Source organism: Pseudomonas sp. MWU12-2319 (assembly GCF_023242525.1).
GTDB classification, from domain to species: Bacteria; Pseudomonadota; Gammaproteobacteria; order Pseudomonadales; family Pseudomonadaceae; genus Aquipseudomonas; species Aquipseudomonas gingeri_D.
Map to the genome: position 1 here is coordinate 86,908 of NZ_JALJES010000012.1, position 16,222 is coordinate 103,129.

13 protein-coding genes are annotated in these 16,222 nt (G+C 62.6%); 10 read left to right on the forward strand and 3 right to left on the reverse strand.

Annotated features, from left to right (window positions below):
* The first annotated feature begins 21 nt into the window (after window positions 1–21).
* From rplS to M5C01_RS19935, 7 genes are all read left to right on the forward strand, one after another.
* The gene (gene rplS, locus M5C01_RS19905; protein ID WP_100944697.1) at window positions 22–372 is read left to right on the forward strand and encodes a 50S ribosomal protein L19; all 351 of its coding nucleotides are present in this window, start codon (window positions 22–24) and stop codon (window positions 370–372) included.
* A gap of 122 nt (window positions 373–494) precedes the next feature.
* On the forward strand, window positions 495–1,391 hold the full coding sequence (gene xerD, locus M5C01_RS19910) for a site-specific tyrosine recombinase XerD (protein WP_152740180.1): 897 nt from the start codon (window positions 495–497) through the stop codon (window positions 1,389–1,391).
* A gap of 132 nt (window positions 1,392–1,523) precedes the next feature.
* On the forward strand, window positions 1,524–2,255 hold the full coding sequence (locus tag M5C01_RS19915) for a DsbC family protein (protein ID WP_103494910.1): 732 nt from the start codon (window positions 1,524–1,526) through the stop codon (window positions 2,253–2,255).
* 139 nt (window positions 2,256–2,394) lie between these two features.
* Entirely contained in the window at window positions 2,395–3,699 is a 1,305-nt protein-coding gene (locus M5C01_RS19920) for a homoserine dehydrogenase (protein ID WP_103494911.1), read from the forward strand.
* A 30-nt stretch (window positions 3,700–3,729) separates the two neighbouring features.
* The gene (gene thrC, locus M5C01_RS19925) at window positions 3,730–5,139 is read left to right on the forward strand and encodes a threonine synthase (protein WP_152740181.1); all 1,410 of its coding nucleotides are present in this window, start codon (window positions 3,730–3,732) and stop codon (window positions 5,137–5,139) included.
* Between the two features lie 203 nt (window positions 5,140–5,342).
* A complete protein-coding gene (locus M5C01_RS19930) occupies window positions 5,343–8,867 on the forward strand; it encodes a transporter substrate-binding domain-containing protein (RefSeq protein WP_152740264.1) in 3,525 nt (1,174 codons plus the stop codon).
* Between the two features lie 87 nt (window positions 8,868–8,954).
* Entirely contained in the window at window positions 8,955–10,220 is a 1,266-nt protein-coding gene (locus M5C01_RS19935) for an EAL domain-containing response regulator (RefSeq protein WP_152740182.1), read from the forward strand.
* Between the two features lie 12 nt (window positions 10,221–10,232).
* On the opposite strand, the gene M5C01_RS19940 is transcribed toward M5C01_RS19935, so the two are convergent.
* Window positions 10,233–10,913, reverse strand: a complete 681-nt coding sequence (locus M5C01_RS19940) for a response regulator transcription factor (RefSeq protein ID WP_152740183.1) — start codon at window positions 10,911–10,913, stop codon at window positions 10,233–10,235.
* Window positions 10,914–11,082: 169 nt separating this feature from the next.
* Here M5C01_RS19940 and M5C01_RS19945 point away from each other — a divergent pair, with 169 nt between their 5' ends.
* Complete coding sequence (locus M5C01_RS19945; RefSeq protein WP_103494915.1) at window positions 11,083–11,373, forward strand: DUF3509 domain-containing protein; 291 nt, start codon at window positions 11,083–11,085, stop codon at window positions 11,371–11,373.
* Window positions 11,374–11,535: 162 nt separating this feature from the next.
* Here M5C01_RS19945 and M5C01_RS19950 read toward each other — a convergent pair whose 3' ends face one another.
* Both M5C01_RS19950 and M5C01_RS19955 read right to left on the reverse strand, forming a co-directional pair.
* On the reverse strand, window positions 11,536–12,435 hold the full coding sequence (locus M5C01_RS19950) for a TIGR02285 family protein (RefSeq protein WP_103494916.1): 900 nt from the start codon (window positions 12,433–12,435) through the stop codon (window positions 11,536–11,538).
* Window positions 12,436–12,486: 51 nt separating this feature from the next.
* A complete protein-coding gene (locus M5C01_RS19955; protein WP_103494917.1) occupies window positions 12,487–13,686 on the reverse strand; it encodes a CaiB/BaiF CoA-transferase family protein in 1,200 nt (399 codons plus the stop codon).
* A 138-nt stretch (window positions 13,687–13,824) separates the two neighbouring features.
* Between M5C01_RS19955 and M5C01_RS19960 the strand changes: the two genes are divergently transcribed.
* Window positions 13,825–14,367 carry a YaeQ family protein gene (locus M5C01_RS19960; RefSeq protein WP_100944687.1) on the forward strand — a complete coding sequence of 181 codons (543 nt, stop codon included), beginning with the start codon at window positions 13,825–13,827 and terminating at the stop codon, window positions 14,365–14,367.
* A gap of 8 nt (window positions 14,368–14,375) precedes the next feature.
* Entirely contained in the window at window positions 14,376–16,085 is a 1,710-nt protein-coding gene (gene recJ / locus M5C01_RS19965; protein ID WP_103494918.1) for a single-stranded-DNA-specific exonuclease RecJ, read from the forward strand.
* Window positions 16,086–16,222: the final 137 nt, after the last annotated feature.

Genomic DNA, 16,222 nt, shown 5'->3' on the forward strand with positions numbered 1-16,222 from the left:
GATTTACCTTAGGAGCACAGCATGACTAACAAAATCATTCTGCAACTCGAAGCCGAGCAGATGACCAAAGAGATCCCTACCTTTGCCCCGGGCGACACCATTGTCGTTCAGGTGAAAGTGAAGGAAGGCGACCGTTCGCGTCTGCAAGCGTTCGAAGGCGTGGTAATTGCCAAGCGTAACCGCGGTGTGAACAGCGCGTTCACCGTACGTAAAATCTCCAACGGTGTTGGCGTAGAGCGTACTTTCCAGACCTACAGCCCGCAAATCGACAGCATGGCTGTCAAGCGTCGCGGTGATGTACGTAAGGCCAAGCTGTACTACCTGCGTGACCTGTCGGGTAAAGCAGCTCGCATCAAGGAAAAACTGGCTTAAGTCCAGCTTCCGATGCAGAAAAAAGCAGCCTACGGGCTGCTTTTTTGCATTTCGGGTTTTGAAAAAGCCGTGGCGCGCTGTCACAGTTGATCTGCTTATCGCCTTTTGCTTTTCGAGCCCTTATGCCCGCCATCGATCACCCGCTTATCGACCAGTTTCTCGACGCCCTGTGGCTGGAAAAAGGTCTGTCCGACAATACCCGTGACGCTTATCGCAGCGATCTGGCGCTGTTCAACGGCTGGTTGCAGGAAAAAGGCCTGGAGCTGGACAAGGCCGGCCGTGAGCTGATCCTCGATCACCTGGCCTGGCGCCTGGAGCAGGCCTATAAACCGCGCTCCACCGCGCGCTTTCTCTCCGGTGTGCGCGGCTTCTATCGTTACCTGTTACGTGAAAAGCTGATTGCCGTCGACCCGACCTTGCAGGTCGAGATGCCGCAATTGGGGCGGCCCTTGCCCAAATCCCTGTCGGAAGCGGATGTGGAGGCGCTGCTGGCCGCCCCGGATCTGGGCGAGGCCATCGGCCAGCGTGACCGGGCCATGCTCGAAGTGCTTTATGCCTGCGGGCTACGGGTCACCGAACTGATCAGCCTGACCCTGGAACAGGTCAACTTGCGCCAGGGCGTGTTGCGGGTCATGGGCAAGGGCAGCAAGGAGCGGCTGGTACCCATGGGCGAAGAGGCGATTGTCTGGGTTGAACGTTATATGCGCGATGCTCGCATCGAACTGCTCGGCGGACGCCCCAGCGATGTGCTGTTCCCCAGCCAGCGCGGCGAGCAGATGACCCGCCAGACCTTCTGGCACCGGATCAAGCACCAGGCCAAGGTCGCCGGGATCGGTAAATCGTTGTCGCCGCACACCTTGCGTCATGCCTTCGCCACGCACCTGCTCAACCACGGCGCCGACCTGCGGGTGGTGCAGATGTTGCTCGGCCACAGCGACCTGTCGACCACGCAGATCTACACCCATGTGGCCCGTGCGCGGTTGCAGGATATGCATGCCAAACATCACCCGCGCGGCTAAGCTACACAGGGGTTCGGCCCCGCCGGGCTTATGTGATAGGCTCTATCGGTTTGCAAAGCGGGCGCTTGAAACCGATCAGTTTCCCCGCGGTCGTATCAGCCTCGGCCCCTTTGCCCGCCTTCAGGAGTTCCCATGCGTTTGACCCAGATTTTCGCCGCTGCTGCCCTCGCCCTGGTCAGCTCCCTGGCCTTGGCCGACGACACCGCCGAGCAGGCGATTCGCAAGAGCCTCGAAAGCCTTCAGCTGGAAACCCCGGTGGAGAGCATCAGTGCCAGCCCCCTGGCCGGTCTCTATGAGGTCCGGCTCAAGGGCAGCCGCGTGCTCTACGCCAGCGCCGACGGCCAGTTCGTCATGCAGGGCTACCTGTTCCAGCTCAAGGACGGCAAGCCGGTCAACCTCACCGAGAAAACCGAACGCCTGGGCGTGTCCAAGCTGATCAACGGTATTCCGGTGGCCGAAACCGTGGTCTACCCGGCCATCGGCGAAACCAAGTCGCATATCACCGTGTTCACCGACACCACCTGCCCGTACTGCCACAAGCTGCATGCCGAAGTGCCGGCGCTGAACAAGATGGGCATTGAAGTGCGCTACGTCGCGTTCCCGCGCCAGGGTCTCGGCTCGCCGGGCGACGAGCAGTTGCAGGCGGTCTGGTGCTCGGCCGACAAGAAAGCGGCGATGGACAAGATGGTCGAAGGCGATGACATCAAGGCTGCCAAGTGCGCCAACCCGGTTTCCAAGCAATTCGCCCTCGGTCAATCCATTGGTGTCAATGGCACGCCGGCAATTGTTTTGGCCGATGGTCAGGTAATTCCGGGCTACCAGCCGGCGGCACAAGTTGCCAAACTGGCACTGTCCGCCAAGTAATTCAGCCTCGTCACGTTCAACCTGTGACGAGCATGGCCCGCGGGACAGGGTTCCCGGGTCATCAATAGCGAGCCGCTGGCAGTCCAGCGGCTGTTTTCCACGGCCGACCTCGTGTCGGCCGTTTCATGGGGAGTTCAGAGTGAAACCGGTCAAAGTAGGCATCTGTGGGTTAGGTACCGTCGGTGGCGGCACCTTCAACGTACTTCAGCGTAACGCCGAGGAGATTGCCCGCCGTGCCGGGCGTGGAATCGAAGTGGCTCAAATTGCCATGCGTACGCCAAAGCCTCAGTTCCAGACCACCGGTATTGCGATTACCCACGATGTCTTCGAAGTGGCGAGCAACCCAGAAATCGATATCGTCGTCGAACTGGTGGGCGGCTACACCGTTGCCCGCGAGCTGGTGCTCCGCGCCATCGAGAACGGCAAGCATGTGGTCACCGCGAACAAGGCGCTGATCGCCGTGCATGGCAATGAAATCTTCGCCAAGGCCCGCGAGAAGGGCGTGATCGTTGCGTTCGAAGCTGCCGTGGCCGGTGGTATCCCGGTGATCAAGGCGATTCGCGAAGGCCTCTCGGCCAACCGTATCAACTGGGTCGCCGGTATCATCAACGGCACCGGTAACTTCATCCTCACCGAAATGCGCGAGAAGGGCCGTACCTTTGAAGACGTGCTGGCCGAAGCCCAGGCCCTGGGTTACGCCGAAGCCGATCCGACCTTCGACGTCGAAGGCATCGATGCCGCGCACAAGCTGACGATCCTGGCGTCCATTGCTTTCGGTATCCCGCTGCAATTCGACAAGGCCTACACCGAAGGCATCACCAAGCTCACCACCGCCGACGTCAACTACGCCGAGGCCCTGGGCTACCGCATCAAGCACCTGGGCGTGGCCCGCAGCACCGCCGCCGGTATCGAGCTGCGCGTGCACCCGACGCTGATCCCGGCCGACCGCCTGCTGGCCAACGTCAATGGCGTGATGAACGCGGTGATGGTCAATGGCGACGCTTCCGGTTCGACCCTGTTCTACGGGGCCGGTGCCGGCATGGAGCCGACCGCCTCGTCGGTCATCGCCGACCTGGTGGACGTGGTTCGCGCCATGACCAGCGACCCGGAAAACCGTGTACCGCACCTGGCCTTCCAGCCGGACTCGCTGTCGGCCCACCCGATCCTGCCGATCGAAGAGTGCGAAAGCGCCTACTACCTGCGCATCCAGGCCAAGGACCATCCGGGCGTGCTGGCCCAGGTCGCGAGCATCCTGTCGGAGCGCGGCATCAATATCGAATCGATCATGCAGAAGGAAGTCGAAGAACACGACGGCCTGGTGCCGATGATCCTGCTGACCCACCGCGTGCGCGAACAGCATATCAACGACGCCATCGCAGCGCTGGAGGCCCTGCAAGGCGTGGTCGGCCCTGTCGTGCGGATCCGTGTCGAGCACTTGAACTAAGCCGGCGCTGCCGATCAAGAGGAATTTTTCATGCGTTACATCAGTACCCGTGGCCAGGCACCGGCCCTGAACTTCGAAGACGTGCTGCTGGCGGGGCTAGCCAGCGACGGCGGCCTCTATGTGCCGGAAAACCTGCCGCGCTTCACCCAGGAGGAAATCGCTTCCTGGGCCGGCCTGCCGTATCACGAACTGGCGTTCCGGGTCATGCGCCCGTTCGTCACCGGCAGCATTCCGGATGCGGACTTCAAGAAGATCCTTGAGGAAACCTACGGCGCCTTCTCCCATGGCGCCGTGGCACCGCTGCGCCAACTGAACGGCAACGAATGGGTGCTGGAGCTGTTCCACGGCCCGACCCTGGCGTTCAAGGACTTCGCCCTGCAACTGCTCGGTCGCCTGCTCGACTACGTGCTGGCCAAACGCGGCGAGCGCGTGGTGATCGTCGGCGCGACTTCCGGTGATACCGGCTCGGCCGCCATCGAAGGCTGCAAGCACTGCGAGAACGTCGACATCTTCATCCTCCACCCGCACAACCGGGTGTCCGAGGTGCAGCGTCGGCAGATGACCACCCTGTTCGGCGACAACATCCACAACATCGCCATCGAAGGCAACTTCGACGACTGCCAGGAAATGGTCAAGAACAGCTTCGCCGACCAGAGCTTCCTCAAGGGCACACGCCTGGTCGCGGTGAACTCGATCAACTGGGCGCGGATCATGGCCCAGATCGTCTACTACTTCCACGCCGCCCTGCAACTGGGCGGCCCGGCCCGTTCGGTGGCGTTCTCGGTGCCGACCGGCAACTTCGGCGATATCTTCGCCGGCTACCTGGCACGCAACATGGGCCTGCCGATCAGCCAACTGATCGTCGCGACCAACCGCAACGACATCCTGCACCGCTTCATGAGCGGCAACCAGTACGTCAAGGACACCCTGCACGCGACCCTGTCGCCGTCCATGGACATCATGGTCTCGTCGAACTTCGAACGCCTGCTGTTCGATCTGCATGGGCGCAACGGCGCGGCCATCGCCGGGCTGATGGACACCTTCAAGCAGGGTGGCGGTTTCAGTGTCGACCAGGACCGCTGGAGTGAAGCACGCAAGCTGTTCGACTCCCTGGCCGTGGATGATGCCCAGACCTGCGAGACCATCGCCGAAGTCTTCGTCCAGAGCGGTGAAGTCCTCGATCCGCACACCGCCATCGGCGTGCGCGCGGCCCGTGAGTGCCGGCGCAGCCTGGACATCCCGATGGTGATCCTGGGGACCGCGCATCCGGTCAAATTCCCTGAGGCTGTGGAGAAGGCTGGCGTAGGAAAAGCACTCGAGCTACCTGCACACCTTTCCGATTTGTTTGAGCGAGATGAGCGTTGCACCGTCTTGGCCAATGACTTGAAAGTCGTCCAGGCCTTTGTCAGCCAGCATGGTAACCGTGGTAAGCCGCTCTGACAGACTAGAACGGTCACACATTAAAGCCCGCCCCTTGGCGGGCTTTATCGTTTTCGCATGTCAAACTTGCCTTGTTTTTTTGCCATTTCCTGAAATGGACCGAAGGGGGCAGGTAGTTCGTCATGGTGTTTTTGGGTCGATCCATACAATCCGTTCTGGCCAGTCTGTGCGGGTGGCTGTTGCTCTGCGTGCCCGTCAGTGCGATGGCGGCCCAGGGCCTGCCGTTCAGCCTGCCGCCATCGTTCGTCGAGGTCGACCGGCTGTCCCTGAGCCCGGAGGAGGAGCAATGGCTGGGGCCCGAACGGACCTTGCGGGTGGGGATTTCGGTTGCCGACTATGAACCCGTCGACATCACCAACGATCGTAACCGCTACCAGGGCATCAGTGCCGATTACGTCGGGCTGATCCGCGATCGCCTGGGGGTCGAAGTCCAGGTCCTCGGCTTCGGCGAGCGCGACCAGGCGGTCGAGGCCCTGCGCAGCGGGCAGATCGATATCCTCACCAGTGCCAACGGTTACGAGCGAGGCGTGCCCGGGTTGACGTTCTCCAGCGACTATATGCCGGACCGTTCGGTGATCGTCGGCCGCGTCGGCGGTCATGGCTTTCACGATCTGAACGGCAAGAAGGTGGTGCTGCTCGACGGTTACGCCGACGCCCAGGTGGTACACGCCACCTACCCGCAGAGCGAAATCATCCTCGCCCCGACCCTCTACAGTGCCCTGGAGGCGTTGTCCCAGGGCGAGGTCGAGGCGTTTATCGGTAACGAGGTGATTGTCCGCGCCTACAAGAGCCTGCGGCCCTACATGGGCGTGCACATCAAGGACAAGAGCGACTTGCCGCCGATTGGCTTCGCCTTTGCCACGCGTGAGTCCGATCATGTGCTCAGCGCTCTGGTGGAGCGGGTCCTGGACAATACCGACAACGCCACGCGGCGGGAGATCCTCGCCCGCTGGACCACCGGCTTCGGCTCGGACATCACTCAGCAGCGCATCAGTCTCACCGCCGCGGAGCGGGCCTGGATCGACCGTCACCCCAAGGTCACGGTGGTGGCCCAGCCGTATCCGCCGCATATCTACAAGGATGGTCACAACCGTTGGGTCGGCCTCAATCCGGACCTGTTGTCGCGCATTTCGCGCATGACCGGCCTGCAGTTCGAGTTCCGCGAAACCGGCTCCACGGCTGAAAGTGTCGATCTGCTTCACGACGGCAAGGCGTTGATGAGCACCACGCTGGCCGAAAGTGTCGAGCGCAAGACCTTCCTGAACTTCACCTATGCCTTTGGCGGCAGTGCCTGGGTGTTCGTGGTGCGCGTGCACGACTCGCCCCTCGGCTCGCTCTCGCAGTTGTCCGGGCGGGTGCTGGTGATGCCGGAGAAACATGCGCTGGAGCCGATGATCCGCAAGAACTACCCGGATATCCAACTGATCACGGTGAAGACGCCGGAGGAGGCCAGGGCGATGGTCGAGCGCGGCGAGGCGACCGCGACGATCCAGAGCGATACGCGGGCCTACCTGTATCCACCCGGACGACTGAAGGTCGGGCGCAGTGTCGAGGGACTCTGGTCGGCGGACAGTTTCTCGGTGGTCAAGACCGAGCCGGAACTGCTCAGTATCCTGAACAAGGCCCTGGAGGCGTTTCCCGTGGCCGAGCTGCGCGCGTTGCGGATCAAATGGCATGGCGCGATCGGCGTGGCGCCGATGCGTCCGGTCTGGGAGCGGGTGCCGCGCTGGGTCTATGGCCTGACGGCGGTGATGATCCTGCTGGGGGGCGTGTCCCTGGCCTGGAACCGCCGACTGAACGTCCAGATTCGCCAGCGCCGCCGGGCCGAACAGGAGCTCAGCGATCAGCTGGCCTTCCAGCGCGCCTTGCTGGACGGTATCCCCAATCCCATCTTCGTGCGCGACCTGGACGGTCGCCTGATAACCTGCAACCGCAGTTACGAGGAACGTTTTGCCACCACCCTGGAGCAGGTACAGGGCCGACGGATCACCGAAGTGGATATTTTGCCCCAGGCCACCGCGGAGCAACTGCATGCCGAGTTTATCCAGTTGTTCGAGACCCAGCAGCCGCTGTTCCAGGACCGCCAGCTCGACTTCGCCAGCGGCCGGATCGATATCTATCAGTGGATGGTGCCGTTCTACTCGGCGGAGGCGCAGTTGCAGGGACTGCTCGGTGGTTGGATCGACATCACCGAACGCAAGCAGCTCGAGGCCCAACTGATGGAAGCGCGCCAGCAGGCGGAGCAGGCCAACCAGGCCAAGAGTGCGTTCCTGGCCACCATGAGCCATGAGATCCGCACCCCCATGGTGGCCATCATCGGCCTGCTCGAACTCGAGCGCGAGCAGGCCCGGGCCAATGGACAGGAACTCTCCCAGGCGCTGCAGGTGGCGTATCAATCGGCGCAGGAACTGACGGCCTTGATCGGCGACAGCCTCGATCTGGCGAAGATCGAGGCCGGCGGCATGCACCTGGCGTTGCGTGCCGGTTCCCTGGTCGGGTTTCTGGAAAGCGTGCTGCAACTGTTCGAGGCCGCGGCGCGGGGCAAGGGCATTGAGCTGAGCCTGGAGGTAGAGCCAGGGCTGGAGGGGGATTACTGGTTCGATCCGCTGCGTTTGCGCCAGGTGTTGAACAACCTGATCGGCAATGCGCTGAAATTCACCGCCGAGGGCTTCGTGCACATTCACGTGCGCAGTGTGTCGTGCACCGCGGACCTGGAAACCCTGCGCATCAGCATCGAAGACAGCGGCAAGGGGATCGGCCTCGAACAGCAGAAGACGCTCTTCGCGCCCTTTGTCCAGATCCGTGGTCAGGCCGATGAAGAATATGGCGGCACGGGCCTGGGCTTGAGTATCTGCAAGCAACTGGTGGAGTTGATGGGCGGCAGTATCGTCTTGTTGAGCCGGCCGGGAGATGGCACGCGGGTGCGTATCGAGCTGGCGCTCAAGCCCGTGGAGCAGGCCCCGGCCGCGCCTGCCGCAGTGGAGGAGTCCAGGCCTCGGCTGCCGTCGCTCAAGCTGTTGATTGTCGACGACCTGTCCGCCAACTGCCTGGTGCTCAAGCAGCAGTTGAGCTTTCTCGGCCAGCAGGTCGTTGCCTGCCAGAGTGGCGAGGCGGCGTTACAGGCCTTGCAGCAGGAACCGTTCGATCTGGTGATCACCGATTGCAATATGCCGGACATGAGCGGCTATGCGCTGGCCGAGGCGATACGCCGGATCGAGTCCGAGGAGCGGCGTCCGCCGTGCCCGGTGGTCGGTTGCACGGCCAATGCCATGAGCGACGAACGCCAACGCTGCCTGCAGGCGGGCATGACCGAACTGCTGGTCAAGCCGGTTTCCCTGGACGAGCTGGCGCAACTGCTGGCGAGCATCGTGCCCGGGCGTTCCTTTGATATTCAGGCCCTGAGCGCCATGACCTGTGCCAATGCCGAGGTCATGCGCCGCATGTTGCTGGAGCTGCGCAAGAATCTCGAACAGGAGCGCGGGGCCCTGGAGGTCGCGGCCGAGTTGCACAACTGGGAAGGCCTGGCGGTGGCGGTCCATCGGCTCAAGGGCATCGCCTGTCTGATCGATGCCATCGCCCTGGCCCATGCCTGCGCCGACCTCGACAGCTGCGTGCGGCTCAAGTCCAACGAACGGGTGGCGGCGGACTGGCAGGCACTCAAGCAGGCCATCGAACGGGTGCTGGAGGATATCGAGCCGCATCTGCAGGCGGATATCCCGGCATTTTAGGACTTGTCCTATGGGGCGCGGGTGGGCGGTTGATTAAAGTCGAGGGTCATTGCGGACCACGACCGCCTCATTTTGTGGAGACCCTCGATGCGCGCACTCAAAGTCCTGATTCTTGAAGACAACTCTTTTCAACTGATGGCCCTGCACCAGATGCTCAATGCCACTGGCGTCTTTGATGTGCTGACGGCGGAAAATGTCGAGAGTGCACGCCAGTCGTTGGCCAATCGCGGCCCTATCGATGTGGCCATCTGCGACCTGCAACTGGAGGCGGGTGACGGCCTGGAGTTGATTCGTTCCCTGGCCGAGGGGCGGGAAGCGCAGGCACTGATCATTCTCAGCAGTGCCGAGCAGGAGGTGCTCGAGGGGGCTGCGCATATGGCACGCCAGCAGGGGCTGCATGTCCTCGGCTGCCTGCGCAAACCGGCGTCGGCCGCGGCCCTGGCGGACTTGCTGGCGAGCTACCAGCAACGTTTCGCCCGGCAGCGCCCTGGCCTGCCGCTGGCCCAGGTCTGCGAGTTGCTGTCGCTGCACGAACTCCAGGCCTGCGCCGGGGCTTCGGCTATCGAAAAATACGCGACCGCGCACTTTCAGCCCAAGCTGACCCATGACGGTCGAGTCGCCGGGGTCGAGGTGTTGCCGCGCTGGCAGCATCCGGAGCAAGGCCTGTTGCTGCCTGGCAGTTTCATGCCGGTACTGGAGTACGCGGGGCTGGCGCAGCCGCTGGTCTGGCAGGTGCTGGAGTTGGCGGTGAGTCTGTCGGCCGAGGTGCGTTTCGCCACGGATGAGGCCTTGCCGGTGGCGGTGAGTATTCCGGGGAGTCTGCTGGAGCAACTGGACTTCGCCGAGCGGCTGAAGGCCTTGCTGGAGCGCTTCGAGTTACCCGCCGAGCGCTTGACCCTTGAGGTCCTGGAAACCACCGAGTCCGGCAGCAGCGTTGCGCTGACTGAAGGCTTGCTGAGGTTGCGCATGCTGGGCTGCCAGCTGTCCGTCGGCGATTTCGGCATGGGCGGCGGCAGCCTGCAGCGCCTGCTCGAACTGCCTTTCACCGAACTGAAGATCACCGCGCCCTTCGTGGTCGGGATGGCCGCGGATTCACGCAAGTCGGCGATTGTCGCCGGAGCCTTGCGCATGGCGCGGGGCATGAACTTGCAGGTGGTGCTCAGCGGGATCGAGAGCGAAAGCGACTACCAGGCCGTCATGGCCCTGGGCGACTCGCTGGTTCAGGGGGACTTCGTCGCCGTGTCCATGAGCCGCGCCGAACTCTTGTCCTGGCTTGAAGTGGCGGGGTTCGGCCCGGTTTACCCCTTGGCCGGGCCTTTGAAACACGCCGCCCTGCACAGCGTCAATCTGTAGCGTCCGACCCCCTCAGGCCAGGCCATGTTCCTGCAGGTAGAGAAACAACGCCGCATCGTTGGACAGGCCGAGCTTGCGCATGGCGCTGACCTTCTGCGCACTCACCGTCTGCTTGCTGCGACACAACTGCGTGGCGATTTCACCGACGGTGCGCCCGGCCGCCAGCAGGCGTGTCACCTCCAGCTCCCGGGGTGAAAGTTGCTCCTGGTCGCCCAGGCGGTGTTCGCCGACCTCGCCGGCCAGCGCCAGGGTCTGGCGAATCGAGTTGGCCACATAGGGCCGTCGGTGGCGGACCTGGGCGATGGCCTCCGGCAGCTCGGCGGCCAGGCTGGCCTTGCTCAGCAGTCCCATGACCCCGAGATCGAGAATGGAGCGGAACAGCCCGGCGTTGTTGAGCATGGTCACCACCACGACCGGCAGTTGCGGGTGTTGCCGAGTTACGCTTTCAAGCATGCGCAGGCCGTCGCTCTGCTGTTCGACCGGCATCATGAAGTCGGTGACCAGTACCTCGCAGGTACAACGTTGCAGAAGCTCCAGAAGATCCTCTGGCGAGCTGGCCTCGCCGACCACACTCAGTCCGGGATCGCGTTCGAGGACGGCGCGCAGGCCGATCAGGAAAATCGGATGATCGTCTGCCAGGATGATGCGCAAAGGCGGCGGGGACGCTGAATTTCGTTGTTTTCTCTCTGTCATCTTTCTCGTTCATGCTCGCAATGGAACGGTAGACGCAGCGTCTTGAGGCGCGGCTTCTACCGATATCAGGTTAGCTGGCTTGACGAACTTTCTTCTCTGACTGGCGGTCTTTGACTCCAGCCCCCTTGTTTTTGACCTGTCGGGTTTTGACTATTGAGTGGTGATCGAGATGGAAAGTATCAGTCTGTTGCTGAATGAAGCATTGAGTCCTTATCCCGTCACCCTGACGCCCTCGGGAAGTCACGGTGAGTGTCTGCTGACCGTGAACAGTCGCGCCGGCCTGATCCTGGTGACCCGTGAAATCAGCCAGGCGCAACTCAACGACAAGCGCTTGTTGACCGATGTGGTCGATGGGCTGCATCGCGACCTGCGCATTGCCGAAGGACGCCTGGAACCCTGCGTCATCGCGGCCTTGCGTCATGCGGCTGAGGACAAGATGTTCCGCTCGGCTCGAGTGTAGAATTTTTTGGGGAACCTTTTTTCCGAAAGGGGTGTCAGATTTATAACGGCAGGATCAGGCATTGTGCTCCGGTGCTTGTAGCTTGTCGTACTGGTCTTTGTAGGCCACGTTTAACCCCGAGTCGTTTCCCCACTTCTCGGGGTTTCTTTTGTCTGGCGTTTGTCACTGGTCCTCAGGCGCCAGGAAAAACTGCCTGGCGTCTTCCCGATAGCTGTCCCGTTGTTGCGGGTCGAGCCATTGCACATAGAAATCGAGCAACTGATGCTGGCGCACTTCACGCAGGATCTGGTTGATGTGCGCGACAGCCGTGCGCCCCTGCTCCGTGTCCGAGCAACCGACGCGAATAAACTGGTACTTGGCGGTGCCCTTGAGCCGATAGAACGCCAGGCTCTCGGTGGCGATACCTTGTTGCTGGGCCAGGTAGCGGACTTCCGGCCAGTAGCCGAGTAGCGCGGTCAAGCGTCCGAGACGCTGCATTTGCAACAGGTTGCCGAGGGCATCGTTGCCGAAATGCGGCGTCAGGTGGGTCGCGGCTGTCCGTTGCAACAGATCGTCGATCGACTGGCCGTAGCTGCGTCCAGCGACAATCCCCAGTTTGAGCTGGTCGCTGGCCAGCAGGGCGGCGAGGTCGACCTCACCGTCCTGGACAAACGGCTCGATCAGCCGACGGTCCTCCTGGCGTACCACCAGCCCGTTGCTGGCCAGGCCGAGGCTGGGAATCGAGAAGACAATTTTCTTGGTTCGCTCCGCGGTCCAGAGCAGGACCGGGTCGCAGGTGAACGAAGGCTCGGCGAGCATCTGCATGGCCCGCGCGCGGTTGACCCGGAAGGATGTGTACTCGTACTCGGGCATGGCGGCGGTCAACAGCTGGCGCAGTTGATCGATGGCGCCCAGGCCTTTTTGCGGGCCGTCGAAAATGGTCAGTGGCGGCAGGTCCCGCAGCAACCAGATCAGCGTGTCCTTGGCCTCGGCAACGCTCGGCAGGGCGCAGGCGAGCGCCGCCAGCAGGGCGAGGGCTGGTCGTCGACAGAGCACGTGTTGCCAGAGAAATCGAGGACTCATGAGGTCCATACCTTCTGCGCAGTCAGGTCAAAGTCTTGCCACCACGGCACCCTAGATAGCGCCGCTATCGCGCAAGCGGGCAATCTGCGCGGCGTCATAACCGAGGCTAGCCAATATCGGGGTGTTGTGCTCGCCCAGTTCCGGTCCTACCCATTCGCTGGAGCCCGGGGTCTCCGACAGTTTCGGCACAATCCCCGGCATCTTGAAAGCCTTGCCGTCGGGCAGCTTGGCCTGGATAAACATTTCCCGGGCGAGAAACTGCGGGTCGCTGAACATGTCTTCGGCGCTGTAGATCCGGCTGGCCGGCACCTCGGCCTGGTTCAAGGTGGTGAGCACCGCGTCCAGCGATTGGCTGTTCACCCAGCGATCGATCACGCCATAGAGTTCGTCACGCCGGCTGTCGCGGCCATCATTGCTGGTCAGTACCGGGTCGTCCGCCAGGTCGTTGCGGTCGATGGCTTGCATGAAGCGCTTGAAGATCGCATCGCCATTGGCGCCGATCTGCACATGCTTGCCATCGGCCGTGGTGTGGATCGAAGAGGGCGTGATCCCCGGCATGATGTTGCCGGTGCGCTCGCGGATAAAGCCGAACACATCGAACTCCGGGACCATGCTTTCCATCATGGCGAAGATCGCTTCGTACAAGGCTACGTCCACCACCTGGCCATTGCCGCCGTTGACTTCGCGATGACGCAGGGCCATGAGCGCGCCGATCACGCCCCAGAGCGCGGCAATCGAGTCACCGATGGAAATCCCGGTGCGCACCGGTGGGCGGTCCTCGAAGCCGGTGATGTAGCGCAAGCCGCCCATGGACTCACCGACCGCGCCGAAGCCTGGTTGATCCTTCATCGGTCCGGTCTGGCCGAAGCCCGACAGGCGCACCATCACCAGTTTCGGGTTCAGCGCATGCAAGGTTTCCCAGCCGAGACCGAGCTTTTCCAGCACGCCGGGGCGGAAGTTCTCGATCAGGATGTCCGCGTCGCTCAGCAACTGCTTGAGGATGGCCAGGCCGTCCGGGTGTTTCAGGTTCAGGGTCAGGGATTGTTTGTTGCGCGCCTGGACAAACCACCACAGCGAGGTGCCCTCGTAGAGCTTGCGCCATTTGCGCAGCGGGTCGCCGCCGTCCGGCGATTCGACCTTGATCACCTGGGCGCCGAATTCGGCGCAGATGCGGGAGGCGAAAGGGCCGGCGATCAGGGTACCGAGCTCAATGACCTTCAGGCCGGAAAGGGGTTTGGCGGTGAGCGGCATGGTAGATCCTGTAGGACAACACGGGGCAATAGAGCCTTTTATCATGGCTGGCGCCATCCGCATAACTGCGAGCAGTCGTTGCTTGCCCCGCGTATCGGTTAGACTGGCCGCCTTTCCTCGTCCTTAGAAGCCCTGTTCATGGCCCAGCCGTCCACGACCTACAAATTCAACCTGAACCTCACCGACCTGGATCGCGGGGTCTATGAGAGCGTCAACCAGACCATCGCCCGCCACCCGTCGGAAACCGAGGAACGCATGACCGTGCGTCTGCTGGCCTACGCCTTCTGGTACAACGAGCAGCTGTCCTTTGGTCGGGGTCTGTCGGAAGTGGATGAGCCGGCACTGTGGGAAAAGAGCCTGGATGATCGTGTACTGCATTGGATCGAAGTCGGCCAGCCGGACGCCGATCGCCTGACCTGGTGCTCCCGTCGTACCGAGCGTACCAGCCTGTTGGCCTACGGCAGCCTGCGGGTCTGGCAGACCAAGGTGGTCGACGCGGTGAAGAACCTGAAGAACGTGAATATCGCCGCCGTGCCCCAGGAAATCCTCGAGACCCTGGCCAAGGACATGCCGCGGGTGATCAAGTGGGACGTGATGATCAGCGAAGGCACGATCTTCGTCACCGACGATCGTGGCCAGCATGAAGTCCAGCTGGAATGGCTGATGGGCGAGCGCGGTTAATTATTCCCATGCGTATTGAACCCCGCCCGCTGCCCGCCACACTGCCGTTTCTTGGTGATCTGCCGCCGTTGTTGACCCGCCTGTACGCCGCGCGCGGCGTGGTGTCCGAGGACGAGTTGGACAAGAGCCTGGCGCGGCTGATTCCCTTCCAGCAACTCAAGGGCATCGACGCGGCGGTGGACCTGCTGGTGACTGCACTGGAGCAGCGTCAGCGGATCCTTATCGTCGGCGACTTCGATGCCGACGGCGCCACCGCCAGCACGGTCGGGGTTCTGGGGCTGCGCCTGCTGGGGGCGGCCCATGTCGATTACCTGGTGCCGAACCGCTTTGAATACGGCTATGGCCTGACTCCGGAAATTGTCGCCGTGGCCTTGCAGCGCGAGCCGCAATTGCTGATCACCGTGGACAACGGCATTTCCAGCATCGAGGGCGTACAGGCGGCGAAGGCGGCGGGGCTTCAGGTGCTGGTCACCGACCACCACTTGCCCGGCAGCGAATTGCCGGCGGCCGATGCCATCGTCAACCCCAACCAGCCGGGCTGCGAGTTTCCGAGCAAGGCCCTGGCCGGCGTCGGGGTGATTTTCTACGTGCTGATGGCCTTGCGTGCGCGTTTGCGCAGCCTGGGTTGGTACGCCAGCGCGCCGCAGCCAAATATCGGCGAACTGCTCGACCTGGTGGCGCTGGGCAGCGTCGCCGACGTGGTACCGTTGGATGCCAACAACCGCATCCTGGTGCACCAGGGCCTCGAGCGGATTCGCGCCGGGCGTGCGCGGCCGGGGCTCAAGGCGATCCTGGAGGTGGCCAAGCGCGACCATTCTCGTCTGACCTCCACCGACCTGGGGTTTATCCTCGGCCCGCGTCTGAATGCGGCGGGGCGCCTGGACGACATGAGCCTGGGCATCGAATGCCTGCTCTGCGAGGACCCGGCCCTGGCCCTGGAAATGGCCAGCCAGCTCGATGAGATGAACAAGGACCGCAAGTCCATCGAACAGGGCATGCAGCGCGAAGCGCTGGCCCAGCTCAAGGACCTGCCGCTGGAGTCGATGCCGTTCGGCCTGTGCCTGTTCGAGCCGGACTGGCACCAGGGGGTGATCGGTATCCTCGCCTCGCGAATGAAAGAGCGTTATCACCGTCCGACCATCGCCTTTGCCGATGCGGGCGATGGCATGCTCAAGGGCTCCGGCCGTTCGGTGCCGGGATTCCATATTCGCGATGCCTTGAGCGTGGTGGCGGCGCAATACCCGGAGCTGATGGGCAAGTACGGCGGTCACGCCATGGCGGCGGGTCTGAGCCTGCCCCAGGAAAATTTCCCGTTGTTTGCCGAAGCCTTCGACGCCGAAGTGCGCCGTCAGCTGTCGGAAGACGACCTGACCGGACGCCTGCAGACCGATGGTTCGCTGGCCATCGAGGAGTTCAACCTGGAACTGGCCCGGGCGCTGCGCAATGCCGGTCCCTGGGGCCAGCATTTCCCCGAGCCGCTGTTCCATGGTGTGTTCCAACTGGTGGAAAAACGCATCGTCGGCGAGCGGCATCTGAAGGTGGTGCTGAAAAGCGAATGCGGTTCGCTGAAGCTTGATGGTATTGCCTTCGGTATCGATCCGGAGCTGTGGACCAACGCGCGGGTCGACTGGGTGGAGCTGGCCTACAAGCTCGACCTCAACGAGTTCCGTGGCAAGGAAAGCGTGCAGTTGATGATTGCCCATATCGAGCCGCGCTGAGACCTGTTGAGGGGATGCGGTCCGTCTTCCGTGGGAGCCGGCTTGCCGGCGATGAGGCCTTTGGGTCTTGTATCGCCTGCCCGGACGCCATCGCTGGCAAGCCGGCTCCTGCAGGGACCGTGTTGATTGATGTTATG